Annotated in this window: 14 protein-coding genes; 5 read left to right on the top strand and 9 right to left on the bottom strand. The window is 44.3% G+C overall.

What is annotated here, in order from left to right; genetic code table 11:
• The first annotated feature begins 1 nt into the window (after position 1).
• The 4 genes from F824_RS0113435 to F824_RS0113420 are packed head-to-tail and all read left to right on the top strand — an operon-like array spanning position 2 to position 5142.
• Positions 2-970, top strand: coding sequence for a pectinesterase family protein (locus tag F824_RS0113435; protein WP_026333703.1), 969 nt, complete (start codon positions 2-4; stop codon positions 968-970).
• Positions 971-1018: 48 nt separating this feature from the next.
• Positions 1019-2653, top strand: coding sequence for a glycoside hydrolase family 43 protein (locus F824_RS0113430; protein WP_019598423.1), 1635 nt, complete (start codon positions 1019-1021; stop codon positions 2651-2653).
• A 30-nt stretch (positions 2654-2683) separates the two neighbouring features.
• A complete protein-coding gene (locus F824_RS0113425) occupies positions 2684-4387 on the top strand; it encodes a glycoside hydrolase family 28 protein (protein WP_019598422.1) in 1704 nt (567 codons plus the stop codon).
• A gap of 2 nt (positions 4388-4389) precedes the next feature.
• Complete coding sequence (locus tag F824_RS0113420; RefSeq protein ID WP_019598421.1) at positions 4390-5142, top strand: rhamnogalacturonan acetylesterase; 753 nt, start codon at positions 4390-4392, stop codon at positions 5140-5142.
• A gap of 72 nt (positions 5143-5214) precedes the next feature.
• On the opposite strand, the gene F824_RS0113415 is transcribed toward F824_RS0113420, so the two are convergent.
• The 9 genes from F824_RS0113415 to F824_RS0113375 form a co-directional block, all read right to left on the bottom strand.
• A complete protein-coding gene (locus F824_RS0113415; protein WP_026333701.1) occupies positions 5215-5982 on the bottom strand; it encodes an ABC transporter permease in 768 nt (255 codons plus the stop codon).
• On the bottom strand, positions 5975-6715 hold the full coding sequence (locus F824_RS0113410; protein WP_019598419.1) for an ABC transporter ATP-binding protein: 741 nt from the start codon (positions 6713-6715) through the stop codon (positions 5975-5977). Before F824_RS0113410 ends, F824_RS0113415 begins: the two co-directional genes overlap by 8 nt.
• Positions 6690-7937 (bottom strand): nitrous oxide reductase family maturation protein NosD, encoded by a 1248-nt coding sequence (locus F824_RS0113405; RefSeq protein WP_019598418.1) that lies wholly within the window; start codon positions 7935-7937, stop codon positions 6690-6692. Before F824_RS0113405 ends, F824_RS0113410 begins: the two co-directional genes overlap by 26 nt.
• 64 nt (positions 7938-8001) lie before the next feature.
• The gene (locus F824_RS0113400; RefSeq protein ID WP_019598417.1) at positions 8002-8436 is read right to left on the bottom strand and encodes a nitrous oxide reductase accessory protein NosL; all 435 of its coding nucleotides are present in this window, start codon (positions 8434-8436) and stop codon (positions 8002-8004) included.
• A gap of 11 nt (positions 8437-8447) precedes the next feature.
• Entirely contained in the window at positions 8448-9041 is a 594-nt protein-coding gene (locus tag F824_RS0113395; protein ID WP_022582232.1) for a hypothetical protein, read from the bottom strand.
• Between the two features lie 51 nt (positions 9042-9092).
• Positions 9093-11051: a Sec-dependent nitrous-oxide reductase gene (nosZ, locus tag F824_RS0113390; protein ID WP_019598414.1), complete on the bottom strand. Its 1959-nt coding sequence runs from the start codon at positions 11049-11051 to the stop codon at positions 9093-9095.
• A gap of 24 nt (positions 11052-11075) precedes the next feature.
• On the bottom strand, positions 11076-12884 hold the full coding sequence (locus F824_RS0113385) for a c-type cytochrome (protein ID WP_019598413.1): 1809 nt from the start codon (positions 12882-12884) through the stop codon (positions 11076-11078).
• Between the two features lie 3 nt (positions 12885-12887).
• On the bottom strand, positions 12888-13607 hold the full coding sequence (ric, locus tag F824_RS0113380; RefSeq protein ID WP_019598412.1) for an iron-sulfur cluster repair di-iron protein: 720 nt from the start codon (positions 13605-13607) through the stop codon (positions 12888-12890).
• A 17-nt stretch (positions 13608-13624) separates the two neighbouring features.
• Positions 13625-14056 carry an RrF2 family transcriptional regulator gene (locus tag F824_RS0113375; protein ID WP_019598411.1) on the bottom strand — a complete coding sequence of 144 codons (432 nt, stop codon included), beginning with the start codon at positions 14054-14056 and terminating at the stop codon, positions 13625-13627.
• A gap of 596 nt (positions 14057-14652) precedes the next feature.
• Here F824_RS0113375 and F824_RS0113355 point away from each other — a divergent pair.
• On the top strand, positions 14653-16569 hold the full coding sequence (locus F824_RS0113355; protein ID WP_019598407.1) for a pectinesterase family protein: 1917 nt from the start codon (positions 14653-14655) through the stop codon (positions 16567-16569).
• Positions 16570-16806 lie beyond the last annotated feature (237 nt).

The raw sequence follows: 16806 nt of genomic DNA, 5'->3' as shown, positions 1-16806 counted from the left end.
TTTGAATCTTAAAACTGTATTTTTCTTCCTGCTCTTGTGCTTTTCCCTCTCTTGGGCAAAAGCGCAAGAGTTTGATTTCACGGTAGCCCAAGATGGATCGGGGGATTTCACCACCATTCAGGAAGCCTTTATGCCGGTGCCGGATTTCAGGAATACGGTCACGACCATCTTTTTGAAAAATGGCACCTACAAGGAAAAGTTGGTTTTGCCTGCTTCCAAAGTCAATGTGAAACTGATAGGGGAAAGTGCAGCGCAAACTTTGCTGACCTATGATGATTTTTCGAAAAAGAAAAACAAATTCGGAGAGGAAATGGGCACCACAGGCTCCACCAGTTTCTATGTGTTCGCCGATGGATTCCACGCCCAAAACATCACTTTTGAAAATTCCTCTGGACCCGTTGGTCAGGCAGTTGCCGTCAGAGTAGATGGCGACAAAGTGATTTTCGAAAATTGCAGGTTCTTGGGTTTTCAGGATACTCTCTACCCACATGGCATATACAGCCGACAGTACTACAAAGATTGTTACATTGAAGGCACCACTGATTTTATCTTTGGTTGGTCCACTGTAGTATTTGAAAACTGCGAAATCTTCTCCAAAAAAGGAGGCCAATACATCACCGCGGCATCCACGGAAGTGAGCACCAAACACGGTTTTGTATTTATCAATTGCAAGTTGACTGGAGATGCGCCCGAAAACAGTGTTTACCTCGGAAGGCCTTGGAGAGAATATGCCCAGACAGTTTTTATCGACTGTGAGATGGGGAAGCATATACGGAAGGAAGGCTGGCACAATTGGAACAAACCGCAGGCGGAAAGGACGAGTTTCTATGCGGAATTCAATTCCAGCGGACCTGGAGCCAATGCTTCATCAAGGGAGTCCTGGTCACGCCAACTAAGTGCCGAGCAAGCCGAAGCTTTTGCCGCGAAAGAAATTCTGAAGGGAAATGACGGTTGGAATCCGCTGAAGTGACCATATTTCGGATTTGATCAATTAAAATAAGTATCCAAAAAATAATCCATGAAATTCACAAAACCAATCCTTTCCACTTTTTTGTTCAACCTCCTGTTTATAGGGATTATTTCCGCACAGGAAGGGCCCATCTCAAAGGTTTGGGTAGCTGATCAGGGCGATGGGACCTATATCAACCCAATTCTACATGCCGACTATTCAGATCCGGATTTGTGTCGGGTGGGAGATGATTTTTACATGACAGCATCGAGTTTCAATGCCGTTCCTGGGCTTCCAATTCTCCATTCCAAGGATTTGGTGAATTGGAACCTGATCGGTTATGCCCTAGAAAGACAACTTCCCTTGGATTTTTTCAGCAAACCACAACATGGCAACGGAGTATGGGCACCCGCGATTCGATTTCATAAAGGCGAATATTACATCTACTGGGGTGATCCGGATTTTGGGATCTATATGGTAAAAACCAAAGATCCCGCAGGGCCTTGGGAGGAACCTGTTTTGGTGGAAGCTGGTCTCGGATTGATTGATCCATGCCCGCTTTGGGATGAGGATGGAAAAGCCTACTTGTCTCATGCCTATGCCGGAAGTCGTGCAGGAATCAAGAGCGTATTGGTTGTAAAACCTATGAATGCGGAAGGGACGAAAACAACGGGAGCAGGAAAATTGGTTTTTGATGGACATGAAAATCATCCAACAGTGGAGGGAACCAAGTTCTATAAGCGGAATGGCTACTATTATATATTCGCCCCGGCTGGCGGGGTTTCCACAGGCTGGCAATTGATTTTAAGATCAAAAAACCCATATGGTCCTTATGAGGAGCATATTGCCTTGGCCCAAGGAGAAACCGAAATCAATGGTCCCCATCAAGGGGGATGGGTGGAATTGAAAAATGGGGAGCATTGGTTTGTCCATTTTCAGGACAAAGATGCTTATGGAAGAATTGTCCACCTCCAACCCATGTCCTGGAAAAATGATTGGCCGACAATGGGTGAGGATAATGATGGTGATGGAACGGGACAACCCGTTTTGATCCACAAAAAACCAAATGTCGGAAAATCCTTTCCTGCCATGACACCTCCTGATACGGATGAATTTGAAGGGAATGAATTGGGAATGCAGTGGCAGTGGCATGCCAATCCAAAGGCCACTTGGGCATTTTCCAATCCGGCAAAAGGACAATTGCGCCTCTACACGGATCAAATCCCAGAGGATGCCAAAAACCTGTGGGATGCCCCCAATCTTTTGTTGCAGAAATTCCCAGCAGAAGAATTTACCACAACCACTTCCCTGACCTTTACGCCAAATGAAAAGCTTGAAAATGAGCAAGTCGGCCTGATTGTGATGGGAATGAGTTATGCGTATCTTGGTTTGGAAAGTAAAAAAGATGGATTGTATCTGAAATATGTAACCTGTCTTGATGCGGAACATGGCAAACCGGAACAAGAAATCACAATCAAAAAATTGGAATCCCACCACATCCATTTTCGAGTCAAAGTAGAGAAGGGTGGCTTGGTAACATTTAGTTATAGCGAAAACGGCCAGGAATTCATATCCGTTGAAGAGCGATTTTCTGCTGTTCCCGGAAAGTGGATAGGGGCCAAAGTCGGGCTTTTTGCCACAAGAAAATCCAAGACCAACGATTCGGGATATGTCGATATCGACTGGTTCAGGTTCTCCAAATAGGAAAGAAATTAAAAATTAAACCCATTGAAAATGACAAGCAAAAATACATTTTGGATATCCCTCTTTTATTTATTGATCGGGATCAATACTTTCTCCAATGCCCAAAATTCACCAAGCCAAATCAATATCCAAACCATCTATGACGGGGTGGAGTTTGACATGCCAAAAGTGAAGGAAACAAGCTTTCCTGATTTTTTGCTTAGCATCGCGGAATTTGGTGCCGTTTCTGATGGCTTGACAAAGAACACGGAGGCTTTTGCTAAAACGATCGAAGCGGTTGCAAAAAATGGGGGAGGCACTGTTTTGGTTCCTCGGGGAATCTGGTTGACAGGACCCATTCGCTTCCAAAGCAATATCAACCTTCATTTGGAAGCGGGCGCATTGATTTTGTTCAGCAAGGATTTTGAGGATTATCCCCTGGTGGAAACAAGTTTCGAGGGTTTGAATACTACACGCTGCGTTTCCCCGATCTATGCCCTTGAAGTGGAAAACATTGCGATCACCGGATCTGGAACGATAGACGGAAACGGAGATGCTTGGAGACCGGTCAAACGCAGTAAAATGACCGATTCCCAATGGAAAAAACTCTTGGCTTCAGGAGGTTTTCTCAATGAAAAAAAAGACATCTGGTTTCCAACTGAAGGGTCAAGAACAGGCTATATTTCCAGCAGCAGTTTCAATGTGCCGGATCTCATCGATCCTTCGGAATTTGAAAAAGTCAGGGATTTTTTAAGGCCTGTTATGGTGAGTATCGTGAGCAGCAAAAGGATTTTGCTGGATGGGGTGACCTTCCAGAATTCCCCTGCGTGGAACATCCATCCCTTGATGAGTGAGGACATCATCATCCGGAACCTCAGTGTAAGAAACCCCTGGTATTCCCAAAACGGAGACGGTCTTGACTTGGAATCCTGCAAGAATGTGTTGATTTACAACAATACCTTTGATGTGGGAGACGATGCGATTTGTTTCAAATCCGGAAAGGACCAAGATGGAAGAGACAGGAATATGCCCACAGAAAATGTGCTGGTCAAAAACAACATTGTCTATCATGGTCACGGAGGATTTGTGATCGGAAGTGAAATGTCGGGCGGAGTCAAAAATGTCCATATTTCCCAATGTACCTTTATGGGGACGGATGTTGGATTGCGTTTCAAAAGCACAAGGGGCAGAGGGGGCGTTGTGGAAAACATCTTTATTTCCGATATTGATATGCTCAATATCCCGACGGATGCGATCAATTTCAACCTTTTTTATGGAGGAAATTCACCCGTATTGGAAGCCGAGCAAAGTGCTGACAGGGAAAAGAGAGACGAAACGCTAATTCCTGTGACCGAAAAAACACCTGCTTTTAGGAACATTTTCATGAAAAACATTAATGTTACTGGTAGTGGTCAGCCGGCCAATTTCCAGGGCTTGCCGGAAATGAACCTGCAAAATGTCCGCTTAGAAAATTCTTTTTTCGAAGCCAAAAAAGGAATCATCGTGGTGGACACGGATGGATTGGAATTGGTCAATGTAAAGGTGATTTCACCAATGGATGCGGCGCTGACGCTATACAACAGCAAGAACATTGCCGTGAAGGGATTTTTATTTGCTGAAAATGGAGAGACGCCCATTCGTGTTCTGGGTGAAAAATCCGGAAACATCACTTTTCAAAAAGCGGACTTCAAAGCTGCTGGAAGTCAATTTTTCCACGCTCCCGAATTGCCGAAAAATGCCGTGAAGATCGAATAAACATGATGAAAAAACTGATATTGATCGCATGTGTTGCCTTGGTTTTGGGGATTTCTGCCTTTCAAAAGAAATCCCAAATCACCATTTTTTTGGTTGGGGATTCCACCCTGGCGGACAAGCCCTATTCGGGGAGCAATCCTGAAAAAGGCTGGGGGCAGATTTTCCCACTTTATTTCAAGGATGGGGTCAGATTTGAAAACCACGCAGTCAATGGAAGAAGCACCAAAAGTTTCAGAAGCGAGGGAAGATGGAAAAAGGTGCTCAATCGGATTCAACCCGGTGATTATGTCCTGATTGAATTTGGCCACAATGACCAGAAGTCGGAATCCAAAGACAGGTATGCTGCTGCCGATACGGACTATAGAGCCAATCTGATTCGATTTGTCCGTGAGACAAGAGAAAAAAGAGGGAAAGCCATATTGGCGACGCCGATTTCGCGGAGGAGTTTTGATGAAAACGGGATATTGACCGATACCCATGGCCGGTATTCGGAAGTGGTGAGAGAAGTGGCGGCGGAATTGGGTGTCCCGCTCTGGGATTTGCACAAAAAGTCCATTGCGCTTTTGGAACAATTCGGCGTGGAAAAATCCAAGGAGCTTTTTCTCCACTACAGGCCCGGAGATTATAATCGCTTTCCGGAAGGAAAAGAAGACAATACCCATCTTTCTCCAACCGGCGCTTTCAAAATCTGTGATTTGGCTGTGGAAGAGCTGAAAAGGACGGTTCCGGAACTGGTTAAATTCCTGAAAGATTGAATGTTGTGTCTGCAGGTGCTTAGGGCTTATTTGAGTAGGTAGAGCCCCCTGAAGAATCAAAAACTGATCAAATTAGAAATCCTTTTTTTTGAAGATCCGCATAGACAGCAAAACCGGCCAGACCATCCAAATCAGCAAAACCCCTGAGGTAAGCATGATCCCTTTTGCACTGCCGAAAAACTGTTGAAAAAAGGCACCTGTATATCCCATCAGTGCGGATATATCCAGTTGCATCAGCATGATGATCCGGGCAAGATCCACAGGGTTGAGCATGACCATGGCCAGCGTGGCTTTTTCCAAAGGATAATCCGCAAAGCTATAGATCACATAGAGCACAAGCCCATCATACACCAAGGAGAAATAGATCCAAAAGGAAAGGGTAATTCCGATCGCTTTGGCCTTGTCACGGGTCAATACAGAAGCCAAAAATGCCAATCCAGCGAACACAATGCTGAGCGCAATACCAGCGGCGAGTAGAACCAATAAGCTACTCTCGGCACCCCAAATCGCCATAGGTAGCCCTATACCGATCAAGATGGCCAGACTCAACATGATGATCACCGCCAAGAGCTGGCTGAGAAATACATCCCGCCTTTTGACGGGTTGGGCAAGCATCAGTTCGGTGAATTCTAGGTTATTGAAGAAATGTGTGGTGGCAAACACCGCTGAGATAAGCGGCACGATCATCAGCATGATATTCAACAAACTCAGGGAAACCTTGCTCAGGTCCTCGCTGATCTGGTAAATAGACACCGTCACCAGCACCATAAATAAAGTGTACAAGATTGCAAAACGTGATTTCACAATATCGTATAGGGAATATTTTAGCAACTTAAACATGGTTTGGTTTTTTTTGAGGTTGTTTTTTCAAGCTCCACTCCATCAGCCTGGCGATTGCGGTGGAGAATTTGGTTTCACCAGTGGTTTCCTTGAGTTCTTCGATGCTGTTGTTGAAAAACACCTTCCCTTCATACAGGTAAATGGCATGCGTGGTGAGCTCTTCCAGTTCGCTCAAAATATGGGATGTGATCAGAAATAGTTTTCCCTGATCCCTTTCTTTCTTGATTTTGTTCTTCAGGACTTCCACCGCCATGGGATCGAGTCCTGCTGTCGGCTCATCCAGAATATAGATGACCGGATGAAACATAAAAGCGAGACAGGCACTTACTTTTTGGCGGGTTCCTCCGCTGAGCGTATGCATGGGTTTGTCCATCATCTCGTCAAGACCAAAATTTCGGACAAGTTCCATGTCATAATTTTCTATTCCAGGTCTCATGTCCTGCATCATCCTGAAAAGCTGCCCAATTTTGATATTCCCGGGATATCGCCCGATCTGAGGCATATAGCCTATATTTGCCCTATAAGCAAATTCTCCTTTTATGGATTTTCCCTGGACTTCAATGTCTCCCGAATCGGGGATCACCATGCCCAAGATCGTTTTGATTAGGGTGGTTTTTCCTGAGCCGTTGGGCCCCATCATGGCATAACTGATTCCTGCTTCAAAATTGAGATTGAAGTCCTGAAGTACTTCCAGGCTTCCGAATTTCTTATAGATGTTGTTTACCGAAATCATAAGGTCTTAATTTAGGGGAATTGTCTACCATGTTTTCTGGCGTGATGGAAGGGATTGCTTTTTCTATACGATCCAAAAGACCGATCAAAAAACTTCTCCAAAGCATCACCGCCGCAGGGATTTTTTCCACGATCACGCTGTAAAGGTTGATTGGGCGGTAGGGGATATCACCGATTTGATCCTTGTTCAGGTCATATCCTTCATATTTATCCCAGTAGTTTTCAGTCAGTTTATTGAGGATCAAGCTGCCATTGGTGCTGATGTCAAAAGTATTGGCGATAAAATTGTTGGCAACAAAGGTATTGTCGTCACAGCTGGCCATCAATTTTAAAGCCCAACCGTTTTCTCTAAAAGTATTGTTTTTGAACGTTGTCCTACTGCTGCCTTCCATATAAATTCCCACTGTGTTTTTTCTGAAGATATTGCCAGTCACTTCGCTGTTGGAGATATCTTTCAGCAGGATTCCGTAGGATCCCGGACCCCAGTTGTCTTCAAAGATATTGTCCTTCATCAGGACGTTCCGTGTATACATGACCGAGACACCCGCGCCGTTTTTTTTAAATGTGTTTTCCACGTAGCTGTTGTCATGCGAAAACATAAAATGAAGTCCATATCGCTTGTTGTCTTCAATCAGGTTTTTGATGGCGGTGCTGTTGGTGACAAATTCCAGATAGATCCCATCCCGGTGTCCTGTGACAAAATTATTTTCTATGGTGGCATGGTGACACTTCCAGAGATGGATGCCGTTGCCGGTTTGATATTCTTTCTCGGAGGTGGACCGAAGCTGATTCCCCCGAATGCGCATGTTTTTTGAATTGGAAAAATGGATTCCAAAAAAAGTATTGTTCAGTCTGTTGTTTTCCACTGTCGCCTCATCTGAGTCAAAGAATTTGATCGCAGCGGAATCTTCCATGTTGGAAAAACCTGTGTTGATCAATTCTAGTCCTACGATATTTACCTGAGCTGCTGCCACAAGGATAATGTTTCCTTTGTTTTGCCCATCAATGACAGGGAAATCCTGACCGATCAAGGTAAGCGGTTTTCTAATGGTAATTTCATTTTCCTGATACAATCCTTTTGCGATCAAAAGGGTATCCCCACTCTCAGCCTTGTCTATCGCTGCCTGAATAGATTGCCCGGGCTTTATTTGGAGGGTGTTTCCAAAGACTGGAAAAATTACCCCCAACAAAGCCAAAGTCCATATAAAAATTATTGCTTTCATGTCCTTCTCATTTAGACCCAATGCATGCGTACAGCTTATAATCCCAGCTTTCCACTTTTTGCATTTACTTAAACTGTGTCATTAATTCCCCCCAAGCCAAGTAGATTCCGCCATGTTTGGTCTTGTATTCTTTGAGTGTTTCATAGTCTCCAAATGCCGCAATGCTGCTTGCCATTGGCGTTTTGAATTGCTCCGATTTCAGGTAGAAAGAATTGGAGGCGTCGATCAGGCTTTCTGGACTGTGATAATCCGCAACCAGGATTTTCTTGATGTTTTCAGCGGGGATCTTATTGGATTCCAAGAAAGTCATCAGGCAATTCACATCGTCAAAGATGAAAATTTTACCTTTTTCTGTGAGGACTTCTGCACCGAAGTGCGGATCCATCAACTTCATTTTGCAGTGGTGACAGATTTCCTCTCCATACCGGATGGCCCTGGGTTCCACATTACAGGAGGCCAAAAACATAAGGATGCAGCACAGTGTGGTTATATTTCTCATGACATTTTCTATTATGGAAGCGTGTTTTTCAATTTGGATTTATTCCGAAAATCGATAATGATGGCCAAAACCACCAAGGTAGCCGCACCTCCCAAAATCCAACCCCCTGTATCGGGACCTGAATATGCCAAGAAGTTGAGGAGCTCTTTGTATCCGATCAATGGCGGTTGATATGACATTCCTGGGACTTTGATCGCTGCGGTTGGATCAAGATTGTGTCCATAGTCATATCCCCAAAGGTACATGTCCACCAATACGCCGATACCCAGCAGCCCGACCATTCCGAAAAAGGTGTAAAGTGCCCATCTCTTGGCAATAAGGGCCGTTAAAAACCCGAAAACTATGATGCTGCCGATGATGTAAATGATATATTGAAACTCTGGAAACATTTCATCTCCGATGTGTTTCATGCCGATGTAATGATTCACTCCGTTGATGATAGTCACATCTCCACTGAGCCGGTCTATCCAGATTTTCATGTTCAATCCCTCTGGATATTGGGGAGCCCACAGACTGATTTGCCATAAAGGGGTGAAATATGCCGCGACCATCAAACATGATGCGGTAAGAACCAAAAGGCGGTTGAGAAGGCTTAATTTTTCCATTTCAAAAGGGGATAATACCGCCAGTTTGTACTGGCGGTATTGATGGTTTATTTATTCGGCTACTCCTGTACTGAAAGTGATGGGGTTGTTGCTGCCTTTTGGAGAGACCCTGAGGTACCCTTGCATTTCCTGATGCAGCGCGGAACAGAAATCCGTACAATAGAAAGGGAAAATCCCAACTCTGTCCGGAACCCATTTGAGTGTTGCGGTTTCTCCTGGCATGATCAAGAGTTCAGCCGTATTGGCCCCCTTTATCGCAAATCCGTGGGGAACGTCCCAGTCTTGTTCCAGGTTGGTGACGTGGAAGTAAACTTCGTCACCCACTCTTACTCCTTCGATGTTGTCAGGACGGAAATTTGACCTGATAGAAGTCATATAGACGTGGACCTTGTTTCCATCTCTTTCCACCCGGGCATCATTGATCCCCTTGAGCGCTCTTGGATGGTTGTTTTTTTCCATTTTATAAAACTTCACCTGCTTGTCTTTGATCAAAGCCGCCGGAAATGCCTCTGCATAATGCGGCTCACCGATGGTTGGAAAATCCAGTAACAGTTGCATTTTGTCACCCGAAATGTCAAACAACTGGGCAGAGTGTGCCAGCTCAGGTCCCGTTGGTAGATAGCGATCTTTGGTGATTTTGTTGTAGGCAACCATGTACTTTCCATGGGGTTTTCCTGTTGGGCCTCCAGGGATCATTAAATGGCCTACCGAGTAGAAAGTCGGTACTCTATCCAATACTTCAAGTGTTTCAATATTCCACTTGACGATTTCAGAGGAAACAAACATGGAGGTATAGGCATTTCCCTTCCCGTCAAATTCGGTGTGCAATGGTCCAAGACCTGGTTTCAGGACTTCGCCGTGCAAAACAGCCTCATAGTTCAATACGGGCATTCCATCAATATTGCCCTCGAAATTCTTGTCTTCAATTGCCTTGAGCATTTTGGTGAAAGAAAACACCGGGATAATGGCGGCTAACTTTCCGCTGCCTATGATATATTCACCAGTGGGATCTGTGTCGGTTCCATGCGGCGATTTTGGACAGGGAATGAAATAAACGATGTCTTTCAGTTCTCTTGGGTCTAGGGAAAGAATATCTTCTCGGACTGTGGAAATGGCTGTATGGGTATCTTCATCCCAGACATTGTGTACGTAAGGGGATTTGATTTTCTTGCCTTTGCCTGCCTTGATGTATTCTTCCGCTTTTTTCCAGTTGACAGCCATGATAAAATCCTTGTCTTTCTGCGAGGCATTTACCTCCAGCAGCGTATGGGCCATCTCGGTGTTATAAGTGGAAAAGAAGAACCAGCCATGGGATTTTTTCTTACCGGCTCTTGCCAAGTCAAAGTTGAACGGTGGGGCATCTAATTGGAAAGCGATGTCCATGTTTCCATGCTCTTGGTCTACGCTGATAAAACTTATCGTTCCTTTGAAATTTTCTTTATAAGTAGCGATCGGTACATCGACATTGTCCCCTGTGGGTAAACTGAAACGCGTGCCCGCCACGATATACTCCGTGTTTTCAGTGATGAATGGGGAGGAGTGGTTGCCACCGCTGTTGGGGATTTCAATGATTTCTGTTGTTTTGAAAGTGGTCAGGTCTATCTTGGCAATTCTGGGCGTATTGTTCGCGTTTGCAAAAGCCCATCTGCCATCATGTTCTGCATTGGTCGTAGAAATAGCGATGTGATGCAGATCGTCCCAAGGAATGAATCCATGGGAAGTATTCAACATCGGCTTGCTTTCTTCCGAAAACCCCCAACCGTTTTCCGGATGGACAGAAAAAACCGGGACAATTTTCAATACCCTTCCTGAGGGAAGTCCCACCACACTGATCTGTCCGTTGAATCCTCCGGAGACAATGTTGTAGAACTCATCGTACTGCCCTGGCGCTACGTATACTTTGCTGGCAGCATCTCCCGAAAGGGCGCTTTGTGCACCTTTGGGTTTGCAACCGGGGGCCAGGAGAATCGTTGCGATTGCACCTGCCATAAGCCATTGTCCTGTTTTCATTTTTTTTTTGGTTTAAACTGTATATTAAATAGCGGCCCCATCTCTTTCGCCAGCCTTTTCCTCATCATTTTTCCGTAAAAACTCAAGGATTTCGTATGATTCAGAAATTGAAATGTTCTGGTTCGGCATCCTGGTGAGACACTCTTCAAGAAGGGCTTGCGCAACAGGATCTTCATCCAACATGACTTCCACATTGGTGATCATATTCATGATCCATTCAGGCGACCTCCTGTTGGTAACACCCTGAAAACCGGGTCCAACAAGCCTTTTGTCATTCAATTGATGGCAGGCTGTGCATTTCATGTCCACGATTGCTTTTCCATTGCTGGCCATGGTCTCATCGATGGCTTCTTTCAATTCCACTTTTTTTATTTCGCCGATTCCCCTTGGATCTGCTTCTACTTTTTCCGCACTTGGTGCTTTTGAGGTGCTCTGGTTTTCACTCCCGCCGCCGCAGCTGGTCAGAAGAAGAACCGATACAACTATTGTAACTAACATTGAAATTTTCATAGGTTTTTTGTTTTTTGGATTGTTGATTTTTGTTGAATTGGCATTTTGATGCTCGAAATTTTGGGAGCTGTTTTTGGGTATGCGGTACAGAATGATCGAAAGACCAATTGGAAATAGGGTGGAAGCAAGGAAGATCAGGAAGTGGTAGGAGGGAATAAAGCCCAATTTCAACCACAGCAAGGTGCCTTGCCCGAGTAGGAGCATTTCCGACAGGAGAAAGCCAAGGGCCAAGAAGAACCAGCCCCAACCAGAGGAAGCGTCTCTTGGCAACCAGTTGTTTTTCAGCGCAATTCCTCCCAAACTGAAAGTGATGGCCCCCAACATGATCAGGTGGATAAATCCGATAACAAACATTCTGATGGTGTAGGAAATTTGGGCTAGTTCAGGAAAGACCAATAAGCCCTGTAAAAACGCCTTCAAGCCGAGGCTAATGATTCCCAGCCAAAGCAGTTTGGTTGCCCAATCTTTCACCAATTCGAATTCGGAAATCAAAACAAGAACAATGGGTTTGAGGATAAAAAAATAGGCGATGGCCTGAAAAATCACTCCAATTCCATTGATGCCCAAAAGCCCCTTCATGGGTGTGCTCCATGAAACACTCAATGCATAGGTCAGGAAAAGGGAAATATGCAAAAGGTATTCAAAGGTCTTTGGGATGTTGATTTTAAAACCCTTTTCACCTAGGAAATGGAGGAGTAAACCCAGTAAAACATAGACAAACCAACCGTTGAGCTGGAGGTGTAGAAACCACTGGACACTCATGAAATAGAGCGGATGGAGTCTGCCCAGCGTGGCCCCGATAGGACCGATTGCCCACAAACCAATGGAGGACAATACCATCCAATAAATGCTGAAGGTGATCAAGCTTGTGGCATTGCTTTTTTCTGTTTTTTTCAAGTCTTGCAAAAAATAAAATGCAAAGCCATAACCGACAAAAAGCTGGAGGGTGGAAAACCCAATGCTGAAAAGTCCATAGCCTTCTATCGGAAAAGTCAGGGCCATACCGATGACTACCACTACATTGAGAAGCAACAGATTCAAGTAAATTTTTATTCTTTTCTGATCTTTGACAAAGAAAAATACGAGCAGACCCGCAACCAACAGAAATCCCCAACCCAATAATGCCACATGGGAATGTGCATGGAGCAGGTTTTTGAATTGGAAATAAGGAATCTCTCCAATGAAAAAATACCGCATCATCAGCCCAAAAACAGCGCTGACCAAGAAAAACAGGACGGCCCAGCCCATCCATTGTCTTGCGAGGTGATGCACTGTTTTTGACCCAATCAGGGCTTTTTCAATGGCTTGGTTCTCCGGATTCATCGCTTAAGAATTGATATGTTGGAACAAGACCTTGGCTTTGGGAAACAAAATGTTGTTTTCCAGATGGATGTGGGTATGTAAATCCAGCTCAAACTCCTCCAAAAGAGCAAATGTCACCTTGTAGGTTTGACAACCATCAGCAGGAGGAGTATAGCCGTTGCTTAACGCAGAAATATTCTTAAATCTGTCACCTTCGGTTTCATGTTCCGATTCCATCATTTGGATAGGATGATCAATATGGCCGAAATGGGGTTTGGAAAGTGGGAATCCCTTTGCCTTTGAATCTTCCATGGCTTTCACATAAGGGAAGAGGACAAGCTCCTCCTTTTTCATGTGCGCAGTGAGTGCGTTGGCGGCACTATAAAATTCCTTGCGGATTTCACTAAGTTCTGGATGCTTTTCACCATGCACCTTTTCTAACTTGTCCAGGTAGATCTTCAAGGCGGGTATGGTGTTTTCTACATAGCGGTGGTGGTGGTTCAGGATATGGTCTATCAACTGGCTGAGATCCAAGGAAGAATAATTGGTGCTATCCTGCATTTGCGTGACTTGATCAAGTTCGATAAGCAGCGTCTCCATATCCACACTGTTTTTCTCACAGGCCTCTTCCAAGCTGATTCCACCATTGCAGCAGAAATCGATGCCATGCGCGGTAAATACTTTGGCAGTTCTAAAATTTTCTACTACAATACCGCCTACTTTTCTTTTTGTCGAGATCTCCATTGGTTCATGTATTTGTTTTATGAGCGAAGAAAATTCGTCCCGTTGTTGATGCCAAAGGCCACTTCCTTAAGGCTTGTCGTCATGAGCATGCCTGCTAAATGGTCTCGAATTGCCTTGAATTTGTGATGGACTGCGCAGGGGTGATGGCCATTGCAATGTTCTAGACCAAGTGCACATCCGGTAAAAAGCACATCCCCATCTATCGCCTCCACGATTTGCCCCAGAAAAATTTCTTCTGACTTGCCCCGCATCATAAAACCACCGTTGGGTCCTTTGATGGATGTCAAAAGGTGATCCTTGACCAAAACCTGAAGTATTTTTGCTGTAAATGCTTCAGGGGAATTGATTTCTTTTGAAATTTCCTTCAATCCCACACGATCCCTTTCCTTTGGCAGGGTTGCGATATAGGTCATGGCATTGATGGCGTACTTGCAGGCTTTTGAAAACATGGTGTTTTTTTATGATTCAAATTTAAGATTATTATAATAAAGGATATTAATATCCGAATTTATTTAATTATGATACTTCTCAATTTTAATCATGACGAAAATCATCTTTTGAACCAATCAAGCACAAATCAATTTGACTCCAAAGCAGGAAATACCCGGGCCAAAGGCAGTGCTTTATACTGAAAGAAAGTTTGCTTCCGGGATATTGGGCATATAGGAGAAATGTGCAACAGGTATTTACCACCTTACGCACCTGTTATGCATTTACATTTCAGTCTGAAATAACCTCTGTACTTTAATGAATTCAGCTGATCAAACAGGGTATTCCTTGCATTGGTCATGTCAAGCATTTTTTTGGTGCGATAGGGAAGGGTTTGGGGACATCACCTTAAAAAACACCGGATCCACACTGAAAAGTACAGGTATAGGGGATCCCAAATGATTTCATAAATTTAGGTACCGCCCAACATGAATCCCAATCCAGATGCAGAAAGGCCAGCATTACTATCCTTCTCAAAGTGAATGGCAGTTAGGAGTCTTTTCAAAAATCTTAGGTGGGATTGAAAAAACTGTTGGAATTGAATTAATCTTGTACCATGCTTTCAAATAGATTCCTCCAAAATTTTGTGTCTGTACTTTTGATAGGGTTTGTGTTGTTGCTTCCCTTGGATATTTTTTCGCAAAGCGTCAACGCCTACCCCAAGGATGGTCAAATCAAGGATTTGAAAGGAAAAGTCCAGCAAGATATCGTGGTGGCCAAGGATGGAACCGGGGATTTTCTTTTTATCCAAGATGCCATCGAGTCGATTCGGGTGTATTTGCCCAAGCCGATTACGGTGTATATCAAAGCGGGGGTTTACAAGGAAAAGCTGATAATCCCGGGCACCATCACCAATGTGACATTTAGGGGAGATGGGCCAGAAAAAACGATCATCACTTTTGATGACCATACCGGAAAAAACAAGCTTGATACCTTTGGTTCTTATACGCTGAAAGTGCTGGGAAATTCATTGATTTTCAGGGATATGACCATCCAAAATACAGCTGGAAATGTCGGGCAGGCCGTGGCTTTGCATGCAGAAGGAGACCGCTTGGTTTTCGAGAATTGTCATTTCAAAGGAGACCAGGATACGGTGTTTGCTTCAGGTGAAAATTCCAGGCAGTATTACAAGAATTGTTATATCGAAGGCACTACGGATTTCATTTTTGGGTCGGCCACGGCTTTGTTCGAAAATTGTGAAATCCATTCAAAATCCAACTCTTTCATCACTGCCGCGTCCACGCCAGAGTGGGTGGAAATCGGTTACGTTTTCAAGGATTGTAAATTGACCGCAGCTGAGGGCATAGACCGGGTTTATTTGGGGAGACCTTGGCGGGACTTTGCCAAGACCGTGTTCATCAATTGTGAAATGGGAAGCCATATCTTGCCTGGAGGATGGGACAATTGGGGAAGGCCTGAAACGGCTCAAACTACCTATTATGGGGAGTTTGGCAGCAAAGGGGCTGGCGCGAATTTGACCAAAAGGGTGGATTGGTCATACCAAATGTCCGAGGAAGAGTCGAAAAAATACCAGAAGGAATTGATTTTTGCGGGGAAATTTGGATCCAAGAATGCCTATGGCCAAGATTGGTTTGGGCATGCCGTAGACACGAGTTTCACCCTCCGAAGCGCATACCAGAAAGAAAAGAAAAAGTACCCGCAAATCAAGCCGGTTGAAGATACACCCATGACAGGAGTCATGGAAAGGTTGGGGATTGCCTACAAAGAATTGGGCTATCGGGCTCTTCAACTGGATGTTTTTTATCCCGAAAACAAGAAGGGAGGATTGCTTCCGGGGATAATATTGGTGCATGGTGGAGGTTGGAAATCAGGGGACAGAACTTTACAAATCCCACTAGCCAAAGCTTTGGCAGCAAAAGGATATGTGACGGCAGTGGTGGATTACAGGCTTTCGCTGGAAGCCCGATTCCCTGCAGCCGTATTTGACATCAAGTATGCGGTGAAGTGGCTCAAGGCCAATGGGGACCAATTTCGGTTGGACAGCAATAAAATTGCCGTTTCTGGCAGTTCTGCCGGTGGACAGTTGGCCAATTTGGTGGGCTTCACGAATGGACAATCCCGCTATGAGGAATCTTCACTATCATCCAATTCCAGTGAGGTGCATGCCATCATCAACATGGATGGCGTCTTGGCTTTTCACCATCCTGAATCTGAGGAAGGGGAGATGGCTGCCCTTTGGCTGGGAGGAACTTATGCTGAAATCCCGGAAATATGGAAGGCGGCCTCACCACTATCTCAGGTAAGTGAAATTGCCAGGCCAATTTTATTTATCAACAGCCAATTTCAAAGGTTCCATGCGGGCCGGGATGAAGTGATTGCCCAAATGGAAGCATTTGGGATTTATACTGAAGTGCAAACGGTGGAAAACAGTCCCCATACTTTTTGGCTATTTTCACCTTGGTTTGATCCTACTGCGGATTTGATGGATCGGTTTTTAAAGAGAGTTTTTTAGGATCATTTTAACCTCAATTTAGGCAGTTTGACATTGAATAAGCTATGTAAACGATTGCACAAAATAATCTAACCAATCGTTTTTATTTCCTCCAAAATCGCTTATGTCTTGAGGAAATTTTTGGATATTCTATTAAAAAGTTCATTTTAAACAAAAATAGAACAAAATATTTCAGGAAATCTTGCGGGTAAAAGAAATATTCCTTATTATGCAATCGATTGCGCAAATTGATAAAAA

The sequence above is a fragment of the Rhodonellum psychrophilum GCM71 = DSM 17998 genome (assembly GCF_000381545.1).
GTDB classification, from domain to species: Bacteria; Bacteroidota; Bacteroidia; order Cytophagales; family Cyclobacteriaceae; genus Rhodonellum; species Rhodonellum psychrophilum.
This window is presented reverse-complemented; position numbering and strand designations above follow the sequence as displayed.